Genomic DNA, 19,655 nt, shown 5'->3' with positions numbered 1-19,655 from the left:
GGCTACGGCCTCAGTTCCATCACGGTGCGCCCCACCCGGAACCGGGCACCCGGGTCCACCACGGTGGCGCGGGACAGTCGCTGGTCCTGTAGGTAGGTGCCGTTCGTGGACCCGAGGTCCTCCAGGAACCACTTGGATCCCTGCGCGAACAGGCGGGCGTGGCGCCCCGAGGCGTAGTCGTCCTCGAGCGGGATGGTGGCCTCTGCGGAACGGCCCAGCATCACGGGGGCCGATCCCAGTTGGAAGCTACGCCCGGCGAGCGGGCCGTCCACGACCACGAGCTGTTGCGCGCGCGTACGCGCACCCCCGGTGGTGGGGGCGGCGGGGCGGGGGTTCTGGGGTGCCTCCTGGCGGGGTTCCCGTGCGCGGGCGTCACGCAGTTTCTCGCGGCCACCGCGCACGGCCGCGCGGGCCTTGCCGCCCACGGTCAGGTCACGCGCCTGGGAGAAGACCACGGCGGCGACGAAGATCCACAGCAGCGCCAGGAATCCGTAGCGCAGCAGGGTCACGGTCAGTTCGGACACGTCAGCGCCTCTCCCTCGGGAGCATCAGTCGGAAGGTCAACCTGGTGCGCCCCACGGTGATCACGGAACCGTCCACGAGCTGGGCCCTGCCCTGGATCCGCTGGCCGTCCACATAGGAACCGTTCGTGGAACCGAGGTCCACAGCCAGGAAATGGTCCCCCTGGCGCCGGATTTCGAGGTGCTCGCGGGAGACCCCCGTGTCCTCCACGGTCACGTCCGCCTGCGCGGAGCGGCCCACGCTCACGCGGTCCGCGTTGAGCGTGAAACGTTCGGCGCCCACCTGGATCACGGGCACCGGTTGCAGCCCGGCCTGGTCGTCGACCGGGTCGTGATAGCCGCCGGGAACGTGACCCGCAGCGTTGTCGTCGGCCGAATGAGCGGCTTGGCTATCGCGCGGGCGGGCGTGCGGGGCGGGCGCCGGGGGTTGGGGTGCGCGCGCGGAGGTCCCGGCGTCCGCGGGAACCTCCGGTGTGCTCGTGCGCTCGAACGAGGACAGGATGTCGAAGTGGCCGGCCTCGAGTTCGGACTGGCGCGTGAAGCTCACGCGCACCGCGCCCTGCAGGGTATAGGCCTGCGAGCGCGCGTGGCGGATGACGACGTCGCACAGTTCCTCGGCCAGTTGGACGCCCCATTCCTGGGCCCGGGGGAAGTCGTCGTCGGAGAACTCCACGGTGAAGACGTTGGGTGCCATGGTGCGGCCCGCGGGAACGGTGAAGGACTCCTGGTCCAGTTCACGGCGCAGGGCGCTTGCGATCTCCACGGCCTCGACCCGCTTGCGAGAACCCGCGGTGAAGGCGGTGCGGACCACCTTCTCGATCCCGTTCTCCAGCCCGGTCCAGAAACCCATCCCGCCTCCTTCCTCGGTCAGCCAGTGGCGCTGCGCGGCGTGCGACCGCAGGGGGCGGCGGTACACACGGTCATGGACAGTGTTCAGAATAGTAGCCGGACAGGCTGAGTGGGCGGTGACAGCGCGCGTGATCCCGCTGGGAGCGCGCCCGGCCGGGCAGGACACGGTGGCCGGCCCGGCGCGTCGCGGCGTACCGCGGTGCAGCGCGGGTGGTCAACACACTGCGACTTCTACCGACGGACCCTCGACCCGGTCCCCCGGGGCGGGCGATACTCGGGACCATGAAGCGACCCCAGAAGATCCTGACCCTCGGTTCCGCCGCACTGCTGAGCGCCTCGTTGCTCGTGGGCTGCGGGAACACCACCCAGAACCAGGCCCCCGCGCAGAACGACGCGACCCAGGGCGCCGGGGACGCCACCCCGGCGGCCACCGGCACCACGCAGGACGCGGCCACGCCCGACGCGACCGGTGCATCCCCGTCCGACACCGCGTCCGCCACGGACAGCGCCTCGCCGTCCGACAGCGCCTCGCCCACGAGCAGCGCGTCCGGCAGCGCGAGCCCGAGCGGTTCGGCGTCCGGCGCGGCCGTCAACGGCGGGCAGGCGGCCGCGCTGGCCGCCGTTGACTCCGCGCTGGCCCAGCACCAGGGTGGTGACGTGGTGGAGATCGACTACGACCGCCGCGCGGACAAGTTCGAGGTGGACCTGATCTCGGACGGTAACGCCCACCAGGTCACGGTGGACGGCACGGGCAAGAACGTCCAGGAGGACCGTGCGGACGGCCGCGCGGACGAGGACGACGTGGCCGAGCTGCGTGCCGCGTCCGTGGGCGCGAAGGACGCGATCAAGCGGGTCTTCGAGTCCGCCGAGTCCGAGTCGGGCACCAAGGTGCTGGACGAGGCCTCCCTGGACGAGGACGACGACGTCGTGCGCTGGGAAGTCGAGCTCGACATCGACAACCGGGACAAGGAGTACACGGTCAACGTGCAGAACGGCAGCGTCACCGCGCGCTGACGTCCCGGGGCGCCGCTTACATACCGTCTTGCCCCCCACGCCTGTCGCTTCGTGGGGGGGGGAGGCAGGGGCGGATCACCGGGGACGCCCCTATGAGCCGCTGACCGAGCGCCCCGCTGCACACTGACAGCGGGGCGCTCGGTGATCGCGTCGTGACTGCGACGCCGTATCAGGGCAGCGACGCGGCCAGTTCCACGGCCTCACGGATCGCGCGTTTCGCGTCCAGTTCCGCCGCCACGTGCGCGCCGCCCACCACGTGCACGGGGCGCTCCCCGTTCTCTCCCGCGAGTTCCCGGGCGAGCTCGGCGCGGGGTTCCTGGCCCGCGCACAGCACCACGGTGTCCGCGGGGATGATCCGTTCGATCCGGTCCTCGGTGTCCGGTGCGTCGGCCGACGACGCATCCCGGTGCGCGGGTGCCAGGACGTGCACGCCCTGCTCGTCGATCCGCACGTACTGCACCCCGGTCACGAACTCCACGTCCGCCATGCGCAGTTCCGCGCGGTGGATCCATCCCGTGGTGGTGCCCAGTCGCGCACCGGGTTTGCCCGCGCTGCGCTGCAGCAGGGTCACGCGGCGCACGGGTTTCGACGGCGCCGGGGCGAGCAACCCACCCCGGGCCTGCAGCGAGCGGTCCACGCCCCATTCCTCGTAGAAGTCGGCGTGCGGGTCGTGCGTGAGGAAGTGCGCGACGTCGAACCCGATACCGCCGCCGCCGACGACCGCCACGCGCTCGCCCACGGGGGCGCCCGCCAGCACCTCCTTGTAGCCGAGCACCGTGGGGCCGTCCTCCCCGGGGATGCCGGGGACGCGCGGGGTTACGCCGGTGGCCACGACCACGCGGTCCGCGAAGGCCACGTCCTGCGCGGTGGCGGTGTGCCCCGTGTGCACGGTGACCCCCAGTTCGGCCAGGCGCGTGCTGAAGTAGCGCACGGTGTGGGCGTAGTCCTCCTTGCCCGGGATGCGCAGCGCCAACTGGAACTGGCCGCCCAGCTCCGGTTGTTCCTCGAACAGGGTCACCCTGTGACCGCGCTGCGCCGCGGCCTCCGCGAAGGCCAGTCCGGCCGGTCCGGCACCCACCACCGCGATCCGCTCCGCGGTGCGCGTGGGGCCCAGCACCAGCTCGTCCTCGCGCATCGCGCGCGGGTTCACGAGGCATGACATGCGGCGGCCCGAGAAGGTGTGGTCCAGGCACGCCTGGTTGCATGCGATGCACGTGTTGATCTCCGCGGGGCGCTGCGCGCGAGCCTTGGCCACGAACTGCGGGTCCGCCAGGAACGGGCGGGCCAGGCACACGAGGTCCGCGTCCCCGCGTTCGATCACCGCTTCCCCGATCTCCGGGGTGTTGATCCGGTTGACCGCGGCCACGGGTACGCTCAGGTGCTCCCGTAATGCCCTGCTGACCCACGTGAACCCCGCGGGCGGCACGCTCGTGGCGATCGTGGGGATCCGGGCCTCGTGCCACCCGATCCCCGTGTTGATGATGGATGCCCCGGCGGCCTCGATCTCCCGGCCGAGCTCCAGGACCTGCGCGAACTGCTGGGCGTCCGGCACCAGGTCTAGGGCGGAGAGCCGGTACATGATGAGGAAGTCCGGGCCCGTGGCCTCGCGCACGCGCCGGACGATCTCGGTGGCGAACCGGCGGCGGGCGGCGTCGGACCCGCCGTACCGGTCGGTGCGCTCGTTCGTGTGGGCCACGAGGAACTCGTTGATCAGGTACCCCTCGGAGCCCATGATCTCCACGCCGTCGTAGCCCGCGCGCTGCGCGAGGTGCGCGGCGTTCGCGAAGTCCTCGACCGTGCGCTCGACCTCCGCGGTGCTCAGCTCACGCGGCGTGACCTTGTTGATGGGAGCGCGGATGGCCGACGGCGCCGCGGCGCCCTCGTGCATCGCGTACCGTCCGCTGTGCATCAGTTGCAGTGCGATCAGCCCGCCCTCCCCGTGCACCGCGTCCGTGACCGTGCGGTGGGGACCCAGCTGGTCCTCGCGGCTGAGGTGCGCGCCGCCGCGGCGGGCAGCGCCCTCCGGGTTGGGGGAGATCCCGCCCGTGACGATCAGCCCGGCGCCGCCGCGCACGCGTTCCACGTAGAAGCGCGCGAGCTCGTGCTCACCGCCCGGGACCTCCTCGAGGCCGGTGTGCATGGACCCCATGATCACGCGGTGGGGCAGGGTCAGCGAACCCACGCGCAGCGGGGACAGAAGATGGGGATAGGAACTCATCCGATACTCCAGGTCTCAGGTATTTCTTCCACCCTAGAGCCCGTGAGCTGGATCACCAATCCGACCGGGCCGCGGCAGCCACAACTGGATCACGGACCACGCCACTGCCGTGAGGGGTGCCGCCAGGGCGGCGCCGACGACGCCGTCCACGAGCGTTCCGAGCGCGATGCTGAGCAGCACCACGAGCGCGGCCCACGGTCCCGTGGTCACGAGGGCCACGAGAGCGGCCAGCGCTGCGGCGACAATCGGGCCCACGATGGGGATGAACGCTCCCAGGGACACGAGCATGGTCAGCGGGGCCGCGAGCGGCACACCGAGCAACCACAGCCGACCGCGATCGCGAGCATCTCGATCACCGCCACCGCAGCGGTGCCCCGTACGTAACCACCCAGGGTGCGCACGGTGTCCCGGTCGGTCCGGCGTAGCTCCTCGGTGTGGCGCGGCGGGAACCACCTCAGCAGGAAACCCCCGATCCGTTCGGCGTCCGCGGCGGGATGGGTCGAGGGGTCGGTTTAGGCGGAGTTCACAGCCCGCATCCGGGCGGCTCGCGGATTCCCACTCGCGTTCCGTCAGTGGGGTGTCGTGCCGCCGCACCGTAGAGGCGCTCAGGCGCCAGAGCACCGTGAAGGCGCTTCGGGACCAGAGCGCCGTCGGGCCGATCGTCCGGGCACCCCGAGGCGACGAGCGCCCCAGGGCGGTGGCTCCCGAGTGACCCCTGGTGCAATGCTCGCGTCCTTGTTATTCTGAATACATCAAAATAAGACGGCATGGCGTGGTTCCACCCCGGGACCACCGCCCCACGAGGAGGTTGTCATGGCCAAGAAATCCACGAAGAACGCCAACTACACCGTTCCGGGTCTCACCACGGAGCAGGGCCACGGTGTGGCCGAGATCCTGCAGCAGCGGCTGCACGCGCTCAACGACCTGCAACTGACCCTCAAGCACGCCCACTGGAACGTGGTGGGTCCCAACTTCATCTCCGTCCACGAGATGCTGGACCCGCAGATCGAGGAGGTCCGCGGGTACGTGGACGAGCTCGCCGAGCGCATGGCCACCCTGGGTGTGCCGCCGAACGGTCTGCCCGGCGCCATCGTGGCCGAGCGCACGTGGGACGACTACGACGTCCAGCGCGCCTCCGGCGTGGAGCACCTCGCGGCACTGGACCTCGTCTACGACGGCGTCATCACCGACCATCGGGATGCCCTGGCCCGCATCAGCGACGTGGATCCCATCACCGAGGACATGCTGATCGCCCAGGTCCGCGGGCTCGAGCTCTTCCAGTGGTTCATGCGCTCGCACATCGAGTCCGATTCCGGCGTGCTGGAGAACTCCGCCGCCCGCACGGAGAAGGACGCCGCCAAGGCCGTCAAGCGCGGCCGGGTCGCCAAAAAGAAGTAACCACACATGTAGTAGAAGGACCCCCGGATCCGCATCTTGCGGGTCCGGGGGTCCTTCCTCTGCGGTCGGGTGCCGCCGCACGCTGTCGTATGCCTTGGAGAACGACGACGCCGCTTGCGGTCACCCTGCTAAGGCGGCGCCGCGCCGTCGTCGCCGGATGGGTGACCGCGGGTCAGAACGCCAGGTTGAACACCCACACGCCCAGGGTCATGGTCGTGGCGGTGATCAGGACCAGGGCGATCAGGTTGAGCCCGATCCCGCCCTTGATCATTTGCCCGATGGTCACGTACCCGGAACCGAACGCGATGGCGTTGGGCGGGGTGGCCACCGGCAGCATGAACGCGCACGTGGCGGCGAGCGCCACGGGGATCGCCAGGAGCATGGGGTCCACGCCGATCCCCATGGCCACACCGCCGGCCACGGGCAGGAACGTGGCCGCGGTGGCCGTGTTGGACGTGAGCTCGGTGAGCAGCAGGATGCCGCCGGCCATGATGAGCACGAGCAACACCACGGGCAGTCCGCCGAGACCCTGGGCGCGCTCGCCGATCCACTCGGTGAGCCCGGAGGTGGAGAACTGCGCGGAGAGGGCCAGGCCACCGCCGAACAGCAACAGCACGCCCCACGGCAACTTGACCGCGGAGTCCCAGTCCAGCAGGCGCACGCCCGGTGCCGCACCGGCCGGGCACAGGAACAACAGCAGCCCCACGGCCATGGCGATGCCGGCGTCGGAGATGATGGGATCCGCGAAGAGCACCGGCACGAAGACCCAGGACAGCGCGGCGAGCACGAAGATGGCCAGCACGCGCTTCTCACCCGGGGACATAGGGCCGAGCTTGGCGAGTTCGTCGTTGATGAGTTCCTTGCCGCCGGGGATCTCGGTGATCTCGGGCTTGAACAACACCTTGGTCAGCAGCACCCAGCACAGTGCGAGCAGCACCACGGCCAGGGGCACGCCCACGAGCATCCACTGACCGAAACCGATCGTGATGTCGTGCGCGTCCGAGAGATAGCCGGCCATCAGGGTGTTGGGCGGGGTGCCGATGATGGTCCCCAGCGAACCGATCGACGCCGCGTACGCGATCCCGAGCATCAGCGCGGTGCCGAAGTTGGACTTGACGATCTCCCCCTTGACCTCGCTGTCCTGGGGCTCGATCTCCTCCCGTGCGGGCGCGGCGGAGGTGCCCTGGGCGGCGTCGGCACCGGAACCGATCTTGGTCACGAGCAGCAGCACGGACACGCCGATCGGCAGCATCATCACGGCGGTCGCGGTGTTGGACACCCACATGGACAGGAAGCCCGTGGCCACCATGAACCCCGCGATCATCTGTGTGGGCTTGGTACCGATCACCTTGACGGTGAGCAGGGCGATCCGCCGGTGCAGGTTCCAGCGCTGCATCGCGAGCGCGAGCAGGAACCCGCCCATGAACAGGAAGATGACGTTGTTGCCGTAGGACGCCCCGACGGCGTCGAACTTCACGTCCGTGCCGAGCGTGGGGAACACCACCAGGGGGACCAGGGCGGTCGCGGGCAACGGCAGGGCCTCGGTCATCCACCACACGCCCATGAGCACGGCCGTGGCGGCCGTGAGCCGGGCGGCGTGGGGGACGTCCTGCGGCATCAGGGTGTAGATGAGCACCGCGAGCAACAGACCGCCCGCCAGGCCGATCCAGCGCACGGTGCGGGTGCGGGGTTTCTCCGCCTCCGCCCGTTCGCCCGGGGACTGGAAGTCCACCTCCTCACCGCGGTGAGGGTCCGGGTCCATGTTCTGCAGGTGCGCGCCGGGTACGGCCGGGTGACTCATGATGTCTCCACATCGTTGTGGGGAAAAGGTCGGTCATCCCAGCGTACGGCAGCGCGGCTCAGCTGACCGTGGCCACCCGGATGGTTTCGGGCAGGGCCTTGACGGCCGCCACGACGTCGTCCGTGACACCGTTGCCGCAGTCCGTGACCAGATAGCCCATCTTCCCCTTGGTCACGAGCTGCTGGCGGTCCACGTTGATCCCGTGCTCGCCGAGCACCGCGTTCACGCGAGCCAGCACGCCGGGCAGGTTGCTGTGGATGTGCAGCAACCGGGTGCCGTGGATGTGGGGGTCCAGCTGCACCTCGGGGAAGTTCACGGACAGGCTCGTGGTGCCGTAGCGGCAGTAGTCGATGAGCTTGCCGGAGACGAAACCGCCGATGTTCTCCTGGGCCTCCGCCGTGGAACCACCCACGTGCGGGGTGAGGATCACATTGGGCAGCCCCTGCAGCGAGGACTCGAACGCCTCGCCGGCGACCTTGGGTTCGGACGGGTAGACGTCCAGGCCCGCCCCGGCCAGGTGGCCGGAGACGAGGGCCTCGCGCAGGGCCTCGATGTCCACCACGTGACCACGGGACAGGTTGAGGAACAGGGAACGGGGGCGCATCTGGCGGAACTGCTCCCGGCCGAACATGTTGGTGTTGCTCTCGCGCCCGTCCACGTGCAGGGTCACGGTCTCCACCGTGTTCAGCAGTTGCTCCAGGGAATCGCACTTGGTCGCGTTGCCCATGGCCAGGCGGTCCACGATGTCGTAGAAGTAGACGTTCATCCCGAAGGCCTCCGCCACGACCGACAATTGCTTGCCGATGTTGCCGTAGCCCACAATCCCCAGGGTGCGGCCCCGCACCTCGTGGGAGCCCTTGGCGGACTTGTCCCACACGCCCTGGTGCATCCCGGAGTTCTTGTCCGTGAGGTGACGCGCCAGCGCGATGATCTCACCCAGCGCGAGCTCCACCACGGAACGCGTGTTGGAGTACGGCGCGTTGAACACGGCCGTGGCGGTGTCCGTGGCGGCGGTGAGATCGATCTGGTTGGTCCCGATGCAGAACGCACCCACGGCCTTGAGGGTGGGGTGCGCCTCGAACACTTCGCGGGTCACGCGCGTCTTGGAGCGGATCCCCAGCAGGTCCACGCCGTCCAGCGCGGCCATCAGTTCCTGCGGGTCCAGGGCACCCTTGCGGGTCTCTACCTCGAAGCCGCGGCTGCGCAGCGAGTCGACGGCGTCGGTATGAATGTTCTCGAGCAGTAAGGCCTTCACCCGTCCATCCTATGGGGTGGGGCGCGGGCGCCCCATTTCACGACGTAGCATTCCGGGTCACCCCCGAGCGCGGCGTTCGCGCGCGGGGTGACCCGGCGGCGTCGTCCTCCGGGACCGCGCCGTCCGCTCAGTCCCGGTACGCGCCCAGCAGCTTCTCGACGACGGCGCGCATCCCGTACTCGCGCGCGATCGTGTCCGCGGCCGCCCGACCCGCTCGCCGTCGCCGCTCGGGATCGGCGATCAGCTGCGCGAGGGCATCTTCGAGGGGTGGCTGGGTGTCGTCCACGACCGCGCCGGACCCCGTTCGCGCGACCGTGGGCGCGAGCCCGCACGTGTCCGTCACGACCACGGGCAGTCCCGCGGACATGGCCTCGAGAACCGACATGGGGTACGGCTCGTGGACGGAGGGTAGGACGTACACGTCCGATTCCGCCATCCACCGCGCCGCGCCCGCGGAGTCCACCGGGCCGGCCCACGAGAGGCGCTCGCCGAGGCCCGCGGCCGCGATCGCCGCGCGCACCGCGTCCCCCTGGCCCTCATCCGGGCCCACGAGCGTGAACGTGGCGCGCGGGAACCGCTCGGCCAGGGATCGCGCGGCGGCCACGAACGCGAGCGGACGCTTGCGATCCTGCAGACGCGCGAGGAACAGCACGCGACACTCGTCGTCTTCCCGCGGCACGCGGGGGCGCGAGGATACGGGCATCCCATTGTGCAGTTCCATGAGGTTCACGGGCCCGCGGGCGACCTCGGTGAGGTCCTGTTCCTCCTGAGGGGTGAGATAGCAGACCCGGTGCGCGTCCCGCAGCACCCGTCGGGTCAGCAGGGCGTCCAGGGGCCCCGCGAGGGGATTCTCGGACGGGTCGATCATCCCGTGGGTCTGCAGGACGGTTCGGGTGCCCGCGCGCTCCGCGAGCCACGCGGCCGGCAGGGTCAGCAGGTCACGCGCCGTGTGCACGTGCACCACGTCCGCGGTCGGCGCGACCCGGCGCAGCCACGACAGCATGGCCGGCGATGTGAGACCCGCGAAACCCGCACCCGGCAGGGCCTGGACGGGACGGAAGAGCTGCGTGCGCACGCCGTCGCGTTCGGTGGGCAGAGGCGCGCCCAGATCGGAGCCGGTCGCGGCGAGGATCACGTCGTGTCCGGCGTCGGCGAGCGCGCGGCACTGGTTGAGGGCCACCGTGGTGGGCCCGCCGTACGCGTTGGTGCCCGAGACCAGGGCGACGACCTGCAGGATCCGCATGCCGCTCACGCCTTCGTGGCCACGGGGGCGAGCACGCGCGCCCCGGCCGGGACGTCCCGCGTGATGAGCGCGGTGGCTCCCACGACGGCGCCCTCGCCCACCGTGACGCCGCGCAGGACGGTGGCTCGCAGGGCGATCCATGCGCCGTCGGCCACGGTGATGGGGGCGTTGTCGAACTCGAAGGCCGGGTCGTCCGCGCGGTGGCTGCCCGTGCACAGCATGGCGCCCTGCGACACGCACACGTCCGAGCCGATCGTGATGGGCTCCAGGTTGAGCAACCATGCGCCCACGCCGATCCACGAGTTCTCGCCCACGGTCAGTTTCCACGGCCAGTGGATCCGCACGTCGTGGCGGATCAGTGTGCCCTCCCCGATCTGCGCGCCGAAGGCCCGCAGGATGCGGGTGCGTACGCTCGGCGGGCACAGGACGGACCGTTGCAGCGGTTCCGCCACGAGGGCCCACGCGGCGCACTGCAGTGTTCCCCGGCCCTTGTCGTAGCCGCGGCCGGTGAAGGTGGCCAGGCGTCTCGTCGTGTGTGTCATGGTCTCCCCCTGTCGTCGAGCCGCAAATAGGGCTGCGCGCTGCGCGCAACCGGTCCGCTCTCCCCGCGGGCGCGCGGCTACGGGATCCAAGCTTGGCACACTGCGCCCGTCGATCCGCCTGCTTCTGACCCCATAAGTGGAGACACCGGGACTAATGCCGTCGCTTCGTCCTCGATATCTCCTCGACGCCGACGGGCGCCTGGGTCGGGGTCCTTGCCCGCATGCGTCCGGGAAGACTTTCCGCAACGGCGCAGGTCGCGCACTGTCTCGTTGCTGAGGGCAACGTACTTGTCGTGGGAATGATTCTGCTTCTGCGAACAGTTTTGCAGCCCTCATTTCTTGCGGGTTCAAATTGCTGTCGAGATCTGCCGATGAAGGTTTATCCCCCAATTCGGGTACAAAATAATTCTACAGAAACTATCTGCGTGTTCATCGACATGATTTCGCGCGTTAGACTGAGGCCCATTACAGGGGAGCGATGAAGAGACTGGCGGGACGTGCTCGGGGGCTGGGCAGCGTCCGAAACGAACCGTCTTTCATTGTGATCAGGGGCTGGGAGGGCACATGACGCTGCATGATTACGTCAATATTTTGAAGAAATGGTGGAAAACCGTCATCACACTGACCGTGGTGGGCTTGTTGGCCGGGGGGATCTACGCCTTGGTGTCTCCGGACATGTACAAGGCCACGTCATCCCTCTACGTCTCCATTCCCGCGAGTGACTCCGCCACGGAGTTGAACCAGGCAGCCACGTACCTTTCGCGAGAGCTGAAGTCGTACGCGACCGTGGCGACGTCTCCCTACATCCTCAAACCCGTCGTCGAGGACACGGGTGTGGATAAGACGGTCGCGCAATTGCAGGACATGTTGGACGTCACCAATCCGACGGCCACCTCCATCATCCAGGTCGATGCCACCGCGGACTCGCCTCAGGAGGCCCAGACGGTTGCCAACGGGGTCGCGGATCAATTGACCAGAGGGGTCGGGTCACTGTCCCCCGAGGTCGCCAACCGGGGAGGCACCGTTCAGGCCACGGTTCTTAGCCGGGCGCAGCTCCCGGATGAAACCAGTGGCCTGCCGTCGTGGCTCTATCCGTTGTTCGGTGTGGTCGGTGGCGCGCTGTTGGGCGTGATCCTCGCCTTCGTGTTGGAGAGTCTGGTTCGGCGGCCGCGGACCACGACGGAGCTGCGTCGTGTGCCGGGTGCATCGCTGGTCGCGTCCGTTCCGCGACTGAAGCACAGGACTGACGCGCGCAGCTTCTTTCCCGCGGGTGGCGAATCCGCGCCGGCGCGGGAGGTGTCACCTCACGTCACTTCGCTGCGCTCGCGCATCCAACAGGGTCATGCCGAGGTCCTGCCCCATGTGGCCGGCTGCGCGGTACTGGTGGTGACCGGTCAGCGTTCGGGCGACGGTGCCACCACGGTCGCCGTGGAACTCGCGCGTAGCTTTGCCGGTCTGGGCAGCCGCGTGGCTCTCGTGGATGCCAACCTCTCCGACCGCGGGGCAACTGTTTTGCTGGCCCAGCACAATCACCTCGGTGTCTCGGATCTCGTGGAACGTCGGGCCGGCGCAGACCAGAGCACTGTTCGCCTCGAGATGGGGCTGACCTTCTTACCCGCGGGTACGCCGACGCCGCGCCCGAGTGACCTGGTGTGCTCGGAACCGATGGCTGCGTTGGTGGGTGAGTTGCGTTCGGAATTCGACGTTGTCGTCCTCGATTGTTCCCCGTTGCAGGACTCCGTGGACGCGGCGGTGCTGGGCGAACTGGCGGATGAGGTCCTGCTGGTCACGGTGCCCGGGAAGACCTCGACCGATCAGCTGCAGTTCTCGGTTCAGGGATTCCGCGAAACGCCCGTGGCATTGGTGGCCAACCAGGTGCGCCCTTCGCGCGCACACTCCGGCGTTCTCTGAAGCCCACGATGAACACGATGACTCCTTTCGGCTGGGCCGTGTTCCTCCTGGGGGCCACGACCGCCGTGGGTGCGCTCGCGCTCATCCACATCTGGACCAGGGACCGGGTGGACGGGCTGAACCTGCGGATGTGGCTCGTGATCAACTTCCTCGTGGCCAACGTCCTGTCCGGATTCGCCCATGTATTGGGGTGGTCCAGGGACCGCGGATTCTACGAGGCCATGTCCGGTACTCCCGCAGGTGCTACATCCGGCTTGACCACGGCCGCCTGGGCGACCTTCTTGGGCATGTGTGCCCTCTGGGCGGGGCTGACGATCCCGCGGCCGCGGATCCTGGCCGCACACCGTGGTCCCCGACAGGTTCCCCGGCGCCCTCTGGTACCCGAACAGTTGTATTCCTTCGTATCCCATCACCGGGTCAGCATGGGGGGCCTGGCTCTCGTACTCGTAGCAGCGGGCGCCGTGGGACTCGTGCGAGTGATGGGCGCCACGACCGACCAGACCGGCGGGCGGATCATTTCCGTGGACGGCGGCAATGCCCGCTACGCATTCCTGGCGGGTTGGCTGCCGTGGGGCATTACGATCCTGGTCTTGGCGCTCGCGAGCCGGAAGCGTGTGCCCGGCCCAGCGGTGTGGAACACCATCATCCTGGTGGCCGGGTTGGCCGCATTGGGCGTCAGCGCCACGTGGAACGGTGGGCGTTCCGAGATCGCCTACGTGGCATTTCCCCTGCTGGCTCTGATGCTGCCCCGGATCAACGTCCTGCGGTGGCCGCTGATCGTGGTGGGCGTGACCGTGTTCGTGGGGTTCATCATCGCGACCACGGCCCGGCGCGTAGGTGCCACCACGGACCCGTGGTCGTTCGTGGATTGGCAATGGGGTCGGTTCTCCATGGCCGCCTGGGCCGAGAACCACGTCCAGTTCCACGGGGCACTCCAGGGTGAGACCCTGTTGAGCGCTCTGCTCAACGTCCCGCTTGCGCTTCTGCATTTCGCGGGTATCCCGGCGGAGAATCCTTTCCGGTCCATGGTGCAGGTCTCGGGATACGACTTGTTGGGTGGGGAAGACCAGATTTACGTGGTTCCGGGGCTCAGCGCAGAAATGATCCTGAATTTCGGCCTGCTCGGTGCGATCGTCGGCTACTTCGTGTTGGGGCTGGTGTCTGCCATGGTCTCCGATGCCTACAGTCGCAGCCGGAGTGAAACCAATCGGTTGTTGTTGGCCACCGTAGGATCCACGCTCGTCTTCCAGGGCATCGTGGGGCAGCTGGAGTCCCTCGAGGTGTTCTTGACGTTGTCGATCCTGCCCCTGTGGGGGTTGTGGATCGTTGAACGCATCTTCGGCCGTGGTGATACGAAATCACCGCCCGCGGGAATAAGATCTTCACCGGCCACGGAGCTTTCACCGCGGACACCGGCAGTTCACAAATAAATCAGCTCAACGGGTGTGGAGGGGCGACCTTCGCGTTCCCGGGGCTTCATCAACGGGAGTGGACCACTTTGCCCAGGCTTACTGTCATCATGCCCGCCTATCGGGCGGGCGCCACCGTGGAGAGCGCCATGCGTTCCACGCTGCGGGCCATGCCGCGGGACGCGGAGTTGGTGGTGTCCGTGGACGGCCCGGACGCCGAGACCGAACGCGCGGCACGCCGCGTGACGGACCGCCGCGTCGTCGTGCGTGCCAACCCGGTCAATCGGGGCACCGTGGCATGCATGCGTCACGCCCTGGAGACGACGGACAGCGAACTCGTGGCGAAGATGGACGCCGACGACGTGTGTTTGCCGTGGCGGTTCCGTGTTGAGCTCGCGGCCATGCAGCACGCGGACATCGTGTGCGGCAGCGGCATCCGGTTCGGCCATCGCGCCGTCCCTCGACCCTCATACCTGGGGTCGCTCACGAGCAAGGAGGTGGGGCTTCTGTTGCCGTTCACGAATCCGTTGTTCCACCCGAGTCTGTTGGCCCGGCGGCAGACACTTCTGGACGCCAACGCATACGCCACGCCCTCGGCTGCGGAGGACTATGTTCTATGGGTCGATGCGCTACTCAATGGGTCCACGATCCACAAGACGGCCACCGCGGTGATCGCGTATCGGATCAGTGCGAACCAGATCTCCGGCGCCCCAGACTACCTACGGCGGGTCAAGGACGATCCCCAGGTCGATCGCGCCTATCGCGCCTGGGTGGAGGCCTTGGGGATGTCTTGGCTGATGGACAACGGGGGAGGGACCATGCACCCCGTGGCCACGCGGGCGCAGCTCGAGGACGTAGTAGCGCGAGCCCGGCCACGGACCCGGCCCTATATGCGCCGACAGTTGTGGAGGAACGCCACGCTCATCCCGGCGCCGGCATGCTGAACCAGATCAAGTCGCTCATTGAGCGCGCGATCCCGCGGATGTCCTCCGCGATCGTGATCCTCACGCTCGCCGCGTTCACGTCCCCGCATTACGTGGGAATCTACAACGTGGTGACCCTGCTCTACACGGCCATCCAGGTCACGATCGACTCCGGGGCCCGGTTCGCGGTGATCCGTGTGCTGACCGAACCCGGGGGCATGAAGATCATGAACCGCTACCGGGTGATCATGCCCGTCCTGGCCTTCGTGATCCTTACCGGGCTCATGCTGTTCCTGCTGCACAACGGGACGCTCGAGAACTGGGGCGAGTTCTTCCAGGTGCTGCCCGTGGCGCTCGCGCCCGGTTTCGGGGCCCTGGGTCTGCTGTACGTGGGCACGCTGCAGGCCACCAACCAGTGGGGGACCCTGGCCCGGATGCAGTTGCGGGCCTCCCTCGTGGGTTTGCTCGTGGGCGGGACCATCCTGGTGCTGACCCACTCGCTGCTGGGCCCGGCCCTGCAGCTGGCCGTCACGGAGGGCATGTTCGCCCTGCTGTGCTGGCGCCGTGCGCGCCGTAACACCCAACCCCTGCCGCACTCCACGCCGGGCGAGCGTTCGATCCTCTCCGACATGGGCACGATGTCCGGCTACGCGCTGGTGTCCTGGTTCCAGGGCCAGGCCGAGCGACTGTTCATGGCCGTGTTCGCCGGCACCGCCGTCCTCGGTACCTACACCGCGGGCAGCGCCGTGGGCCGCGCCCCGGGGGACGCCCTGGCCGCGTCCACCGCGAACGTGGTGCGCGTGGGGATTGCGGACAAGGAGACCCCGGAGGAGATCCGGAGCGCGAGTGACCATTTGTTGCTGCGCGCACTCATGCTCGCGTTCGCGTGCGTGCTGATCGCCCTCACGGCGAGCGTGGTCCTCACGCCCCTGCTGGGTGGCGACTGGAAACCCGCGATGTCCATGGTGCCGTTCATCGCCATGGTGTCCTTCCCCGTAGTGCTGTCCTGGGCGGCCTCCGTGCTGCTCGTGCGCACCGGTGCGGCCTGGAAGACGTTCGTGGGTCCGGTGATCGGCGTGGTCTTCGGTGCGCTGATCGCATGGGTCGCGTCGTTCGACCTGCACCTCGCGGCCACGCTGCTGGTCATCCGTGAGTTCGCCGTGGTCCTCGTCGCATACGTCCTGGTGGGACGCAGTGCGCCGTGGCGGTCGTTCCTGGTGGCTGCGGTCCTCTCGACCATCGGGCTGGCGGGCTGCTGGCTCCTGGTGGCGTAGGGCCAACGCACAACCCGTTCCCGGTCTGCGGACGCAGCATGACGCCATGACCACCTCGACCCCGGCGACCGGCCGGTCCACCTTCCTGCGCGGGCGCCTTGACGAGCCCGCGGTCACCGGCGGCGGGTCCCGCGGCGGCGTCGTCCTTTGAGGCCGCAACGGGTACGACGACGCTGCGCCCTTCCCGCTCCCCGCTCACCCGATGGTGGGTGGCCGCGGCGGGGGTGGTGTTGATCGGGGTGGTCGCGTTCAGTCGGCTCTACCTGGGGTACCACTGGCTCACGGACGTGACGGCCTCGCTGCTGCTCGCGATCGCGATCCTGGGCCTGGTCGTGGGCGTGGACGCGTGGCGTCCCGCGGCGCGGCGGGCGGAGCTCACTCGAGCGTGAGCACCGCCTCGATGGCCTCCTCGAGCACGGCGATCACACCGGTGCATTCGATGGCGTAATCCGCTGCCCCTCCGGTGATCTCCCGGATCTGTTCCAGCGAGTCCTCCTTCCGGGAGGTGATCCCGTGCGTGGCCCCGTAGCGCTGGGCGAGCTCCAGGCGGGAGTCATGCAGGTCCACCGCGATGATCGTGGCCGCGGCCGAATTGTGGGCTGCCATGATGGCCCCGAGTCCCACGGCACCCACACCGTAGACCACCACGGATTCACCCGGGGCGGGGTTCGCGGTGTTGAGCACGGCTCCCGCCCCGGTGGTGATACCGCACGCGAGGGGGCCCGCGAGTTCCAGGGGAACGGACTCGTCCACGGCCACGTTCTCCACGCCCGGGCCGATCTTCGTGACGATCCCGACACCCTCGTGGCCCAGCACTCCGGGCAGCGGCAGCGGCATATTTGCCCGCTTAGGTGTTCAGGTCCGTGTGGCACAGGCCCGTGGCCACGATCTTAACCACCGCCTCACCGGGACCCGGCTCGTCCACGGTGAGTTCTTCCCACCGGAACGGTGCATCGACGTGATCGACCACGTAGGCGTGGATGTTCATGGCTGCCTTCTCGAGCAGGGCGCTCGGCTCTGAACGCCGGGCTCCCATGCTATTTGCGGTCGGCACGCCGCGGTCATCCCCCCCCGGGGCGGCGGTGACGACCCGCATCGCGCGGGTCGTCACGGCATCATGCGGAGAGTTCGCCCATGACACGGAGTGTCCCCGCATCACGCGGGGCATCCCGTCGCTCAGGCGCCCCGCGCCTGCTCGCGGTGCGCGCGGTACCAGGCCACGGCGTCGTCGAGCCCGGTGGGCAGGTCGATCGAGGCGGACCAGCCCAGCGAACGCAACAGGGAGACGTCCATAAGCTTGCGGGGCGTCCCGTCCGGCTTGGAGGTGTCCCACGAGGTGGTGCCCTCGTACCCGGTGGCCGAGGCCACGAGGCCGGCTAGTTCCTTGATGGTCACGTCCTCGCCGGTGCCCACGTTGACCTGCTGGGGCCCGTCGTAATGCTCCATGAGGTACAGGCAGGCCGTGGCCAGGTCCGACACGTGCAGGAACTCGCGCCGCGGTGAACCCGAACCCCAGTTGGTGATCTCGGTGTCACCGGCACGCACGGCCTCGTCGTAGCGGCGGATCATGGCGGGCAGCACGTGGGAGCCGGACGGGGAGAAGTTGTCCCCGGGGCCGTAGAGGTTGGTGGGCATCGCGGAGATCCACGGCAGCCCGTACTGGCGTCGCATCGACTGCACGTGCAGGATGCCGGCGATCTTGGCGATCGCGTAGGCGTCGTTGGTGGGCTCCAGGTACCCCGTGAGTAACGAGTCCTCGCGCAGCGGTTGTTCCGCGAGTTTGGGGTAGATGCAGGAGGAGCCCAGGAACAGCACGCGTTCCACGCCTGCGGTGCGCGCGGCGTCCAGGATGTTGAGCTGGATCCGCAGGTTGTCGGACAGGAAGTCCACGGGCTGGGAATTGTTCGCGCCGATCCCGCCCACCTTGGCCGCCGCGAGCACGAGGTAGCGCGGCCTGTGCTCGGCTATGAACGCCTCCACGGCCGCGCGGTCCCGCAGATCCAGCTCACGGGAGCTCGCACCGATCAGGTTCTCGAAACCCTCGTCCTGGAGGTGACGCCAGATGGCGGAACCCACGAGACCGCGGTGACCGGCCACGTAGAACGGCGCGGAGCGGTCCAGCGCGCCGGGGGTGTAGGCGACGTCGTCGGTCGTGCGAGCATCGGCCGGGTCGCTCACCGTGTGCGGCCAGTGCTCCTGGCCGGCAGTGGTGTCCCGGCGGTTCGCCACGTCCGCGCTCACGCCGCGTGCTCCGGCGTCCAGATGCGCTCGGACACGGTGTCGATCCACGGGGAACCGGCGCACTCCAGGGCAGCGCGGTCCGCGTCCACCATGATCCGCGCGAGCTCCGGGGCGTGCACCGTGGCCTTCCACCCGAGCTTCTGCTCGGCCTTGGACGGGTCACCGATGAGCGCGTCCACCTCGGTGGGGCGCAGGTAACGGTCGTCGAAGCGGACGTGCTTCTCCCAGTCCAGCCCGGCGTGCTCGAACGCGGTCTCCAGGAACTCGCGCACCGTGGACGGGCGGCCCGTGGCCAGCACGAAGTCCTCCGGTTCGTCCACCTGGAGCATGCGCCACATGCCCTCCACGTACTCCGCTGCGTAGCCCCAGTCGCGCACGGCGTCCAGGTTGCCCATGTAGAGCAGGTCCTGCTTGCCCGCCGCGATCGCGGCCACGGCACGCGTGATCTTGCGGGTCACGAACGTCTCGCCGCGGCGCGGGGACTCGTGGTTGAAGAGGATCCCGTTCACGGCGAACATGTCGTACGCCTCGCGGTAGTTCTTGGTGATCCAGTAGGAGTAGATCTTAGCCGCGCCGTACGGGGAGCGCGGGTAGAACGGGGTGTCCTCGTTCTGCGGCGGGGGAGTGGCCCCGAACAGCTCGGACGTGGAGGCCTGGTAGAAGCGGCACTTCACCCCGGCGCGGCGCACGGCCTCGAGCAGACGCACGGTGCCGAGGCCCGTGGTGTCACCCGTGTGCTCGGGCTCGTCGAAGGACACGCGCACGTGCGACTGGGCCGCGAGGTTGTAGACCTCGTCCGGGTCTATCTCGCCCAGCAGCGTGACCAGACGGGCGGCGTCGGAAAGATCGCCGTAGTGCAGGAACAGCCGCGCCTGCGGGTCGTGCGGGTCCTGGTACAGGTGGTCGATGCGGGACGTGTTGAACGTGGACGCGCGGCGGATCAGGCCGTGGACCTCGTAGCCCTTGGCGAGCAACAGCTCCGCGAGGTAGGAACCGTCCTGCCCGGTGATGCCGGTGATGAGCGCTTTCTTGGTCATGAGTGGTCTCCCCTGTGTG

The 19,655-nt window shown here is 68.8% G+C and carries 19 protein-coding genes; 7 read left to right on the top strand and 12 right to left on the bottom strand.

Going from position 1 to position 19,655, the window contains the following annotated elements:
- Window positions 1-2 precede the first annotated feature (2 nt).
- Both ACW9PK_RS04175 and ACW9PK_RS04170 read right to left on the bottom strand, forming a co-directional pair.
- On the bottom strand, window positions 3-524 hold the full coding sequence (locus ACW9PK_RS04175) for an FHA domain-containing protein FhaB/FipA (protein WP_457016672.1): 522 nt from the start codon (window positions 522-524) through the stop codon (window positions 3-5).
- Window position 525: 1 nt separating this feature from the next.
- Window positions 526-1,371, bottom strand: a complete 846-nt coding sequence (locus ACW9PK_RS04170; protein ID WP_457016670.1) for an FhaA domain-containing protein — start codon at window positions 1,369-1,371, stop codon at window positions 526-528.
- A 281-nt stretch (window positions 1,372-1,652) separates the two neighbouring features.
- On the opposite strand from ACW9PK_RS04170, the gene ACW9PK_RS04165 reads away from it, so the two are divergent.
- Window positions 1,653-2,384 (top strand): hypothetical protein, encoded by a 732-nt coding sequence (locus ACW9PK_RS04165; protein ID WP_457016668.1) that lies wholly within the window; start codon window positions 1,653-1,655, stop codon window positions 2,382-2,384.
- Between the two features lie 169 nt (window positions 2,385-2,553).
- Here the strand turns inward: ACW9PK_RS04165 and ACW9PK_RS04160 are convergent, their stop codons facing one another.
- The gene (locus ACW9PK_RS04160; RefSeq protein WP_457016666.1) at window positions 2,554-4,602 is read right to left on the bottom strand and encodes an oxidoreductase; all 2,049 of its coding nucleotides are present in this window, start codon (window positions 4,600-4,602) and stop codon (window positions 2,554-2,556) included.
- Between the two features lie 33 nt (window positions 4,603-4,635).
- The gene (locus tag ACW9PK_RS04155; protein WP_457016664.1) at window positions 4,636-4,914 is read right to left on the bottom strand and encodes a hypothetical protein; all 279 of its coding nucleotides are present in this window, start codon (window positions 4,912-4,914) and stop codon (window positions 4,636-4,638) included.
- Window positions 4,915-5,415: 501 nt separating this feature from the next.
- Here ACW9PK_RS04155 and ACW9PK_RS04150 point away from each other — a divergent pair.
- Window positions 5,416-6,000, top strand: a complete 585-nt coding sequence (locus ACW9PK_RS04150) for a Dps family protein (protein WP_162229868.1) — start codon at window positions 5,416-5,418, stop codon at window positions 5,998-6,000.
- Between the two features lie 172 nt (window positions 6,001-6,172).
- Here ACW9PK_RS04150 and ACW9PK_RS04145 read toward each other — a convergent pair whose 3' ends face one another.
- The 4 genes from ACW9PK_RS04145 to ACW9PK_RS04130 form a co-directional block, all read right to left on the bottom strand.
- Entirely contained in the window at window positions 6,173-7,801 is a 1,629-nt protein-coding gene (locus tag ACW9PK_RS04145) for an SLC13 family permease (protein ID WP_457016661.1), read from the bottom strand.
- Between the two features lie 58 nt (window positions 7,802-7,859).
- On the bottom strand, window positions 7,860-9,056 hold the full coding sequence (gene serA / locus ACW9PK_RS04140) for a phosphoglycerate dehydrogenase (protein ID WP_457016659.1): 1,197 nt from the start codon (window positions 9,054-9,056) through the stop codon (window positions 7,860-7,862).
- Between the two features lie 127 nt (window positions 9,057-9,183).
- Complete coding sequence (locus tag ACW9PK_RS04135; protein WP_167318914.1) at window positions 9,184-10,299, bottom strand: glycosyltransferase; 1,116 nt, start codon at window positions 10,297-10,299, stop codon at window positions 9,184-9,186.
- A 5-nt stretch (window positions 10,300-10,304) separates the two neighbouring features.
- Entirely contained in the window at window positions 10,305-10,841 is a 537-nt protein-coding gene (locus ACW9PK_RS04130) for a DapH/DapD/GlmU-related protein (protein ID WP_368844668.1), read from the bottom strand.
- Window positions 10,842-11,405: 564 nt separating this feature from the next.
- On the opposite strand from ACW9PK_RS04130, the gene ACW9PK_RS04125 reads away from it, so the two are divergent.
- The 5 genes from ACW9PK_RS04125 (at window position 11,406) to ACW9PK_RS04105 (ending at window position 16,747) form a co-directional block, all read left to right on the top strand.
- Entirely contained in the window at window positions 11,406-12,752 is a 1,347-nt protein-coding gene (locus tag ACW9PK_RS04125; protein ID WP_368844667.1) for a Wzz/FepE/Etk N-terminal domain-containing protein, read from the top strand.
- A 17-nt stretch (window positions 12,753-12,769) separates the two neighbouring features.
- On the top strand, window positions 12,770-14,182 hold the full coding sequence (locus ACW9PK_RS04120; protein WP_368844666.1) for a hypothetical protein: 1,413 nt from the start codon (window positions 12,770-12,772) through the stop codon (window positions 14,180-14,182).
- An 89-nt stretch (window positions 14,183-14,271) separates the two neighbouring features.
- Window positions 14,272-15,105, top strand: coding sequence for a glycosyltransferase (locus ACW9PK_RS04115; RefSeq protein WP_457016656.1), 834 nt, complete (start codon window positions 14,272-14,274; stop codon window positions 15,103-15,105).
- Window positions 15,099-16,358 (top strand): lipopolysaccharide biosynthesis protein, encoded by a 1,260-nt coding sequence (locus ACW9PK_RS04110; protein ID WP_064845616.1) that lies wholly within the window; start codon window positions 15,099-15,101, stop codon window positions 16,356-16,358. The genes ACW9PK_RS04115 and ACW9PK_RS04110 overlap by 7 nt, the downstream gene beginning before the upstream one ends.
- A gap of 173 nt (window positions 16,359-16,531) precedes the next feature.
- Window positions 16,532-16,747, top strand: coding sequence for a phosphatase PAP2 family protein (locus ACW9PK_RS04105; protein ID WP_238400109.1), 216 nt, complete (start codon window positions 16,532-16,534; stop codon window positions 16,745-16,747).
- Here the strand turns inward: ACW9PK_RS04105 and ACW9PK_RS04100 are convergent.
- The 4 genes from ACW9PK_RS04100 to gmd all read right to left on the bottom strand — a co-directional run bounded on the left by ACW9PK_RS04100 (window position 16,734) and on the right by gmd (window position 19,636).
- Window positions 16,734-17,195, bottom strand: a complete 462-nt coding sequence (locus tag ACW9PK_RS04100) for a zinc-binding dehydrogenase (protein ID WP_368844664.1) — start codon at window positions 17,193-17,195, stop codon at window positions 16,734-16,736. The two genes, ACW9PK_RS04105 and ACW9PK_RS04100, sit on opposite strands and share 14 nt — an antisense overlap.
- A 10-nt stretch (window positions 17,196-17,205) precedes the next feature.
- Window positions 17,206-17,412, bottom strand: coding sequence for a hypothetical protein (locus tag ACW9PK_RS04095; protein WP_197493074.1), 207 nt, complete (start codon window positions 17,410-17,412; stop codon window positions 17,206-17,208).
- Between the two features lie 122 nt (window positions 17,413-17,534).
- Window positions 17,535-18,536, bottom strand: a complete 1,002-nt coding sequence (locus tag ACW9PK_RS04090; RefSeq protein WP_186317211.1) for a GDP-L-fucose synthase family protein — start codon at window positions 18,534-18,536, stop codon at window positions 17,535-17,537.
- A 59-nt stretch (window positions 18,537-18,595) separates the two neighbouring features.
- Window positions 18,596-19,636 (bottom strand): GDP-mannose 4,6-dehydratase, encoded by a 1,041-nt coding sequence (gene gmd / locus ACW9PK_RS04085; protein ID WP_035964951.1) that lies wholly within the window; start codon window positions 19,634-19,636, stop codon window positions 18,596-18,598.
- Between the last annotated feature and the right edge of the window lie 19 nt (window positions 19,637-19,655).

It is taken from the genome of Kocuria sp. MNB10 (genome assembly GCF_054073685.1).
This window is presented reverse-complemented; position numbering and strand designations above follow the sequence as displayed.